The 688-nt window shown below is 71.8% G+C and carries 2 protein-coding genes; both read right to left on the bottom strand.

Annotated elements, in window-relative coordinates; genetic code table 11:
- A partial coding sequence (locus tag HUK84_RS21550) for a hypothetical protein (protein ID WP_218064500.1) occupies positions 1 to 206 on the bottom strand: 206 nt, incomplete at its 3' end.
- Positions 196 to 688: DUF47 family protein (locus HUK84_RS21545; RefSeq protein ID WP_176641965.1), on the bottom strand; the 493-nt coding region annotated here is incomplete at its 5' end. The genes HUK84_RS21545 and HUK84_RS21550, both read right to left, overlap by 11 nt.

Genomic DNA, 688 nt, shown 5'->3' with positions numbered 1-688 from the left:
GTCGGCAGCACGAAGCCGGGCGGCACGGGCAGGCCGGCGGCGGCAAGGCGCATGAGGTTGAACGCCTTGCCGCCCAGTTGGGCGACCGCGCCGTCGGGCGGAGGCAGCACGCCGGGTTCGATGACCGGGATGGCGTCGACCGGGATGGGCGCGACCTGGATAGGTACGGCCGGGATGGGATGGGTCGAGATGGGATCAGGGGGCAAACCACTCTCCTACGGCGTGGTCGGACAACAGGCGACCGGCATTGAGCAGGGCATCGGCCACGGATTCGAGCGCCCCGGCGATGGCGGTGGCGAGCGTGACGGTCCTTGCGTCGAGGTCGGCATGCATCAGCCGGGCGAAGACGTCGCGCTCGGCCGCGTCGGTGGCATGTTCGTGGGCGTGCAGCCGGTCGAACAGGCCGATCAGCAGGCGCATCTCGCGCCGGGGCATGCCCTGGTGCAGGCTGCGCAGGGCACAGAGCAGGCGGACATAGTCCTTGGCCGCCATGACCGCCTGCGCGGCCAGTTGCAGCAGGGTCGCGCGGATGTCGGCGGGCAGGTCCGCGGGCAGGAATTGCAGGCGGAAGGCCGCGTCCTCGAACTGGTCGGCGGCGTCGTCGGCGTGGGAGGCGATGGCGCGCCAGGGGCGGGATTTGTCGTCGCGGCACAGGCCGCAGATGTGCCCGACCTGGCGGTCGGCCAGG

Source organism: Nguyenibacter vanlangensis, from assembly GCF_013376155.1.
Classification (GTDB): domain Bacteria; phylum Pseudomonadota; class Alphaproteobacteria; order Acetobacterales; family Acetobacteraceae; genus Gluconacetobacter; species Gluconacetobacter vanlangensis.
Note: the sequence above shows the minus strand (reverse complement) of the source record. Positions and strands in the feature narration are given on the sequence as shown.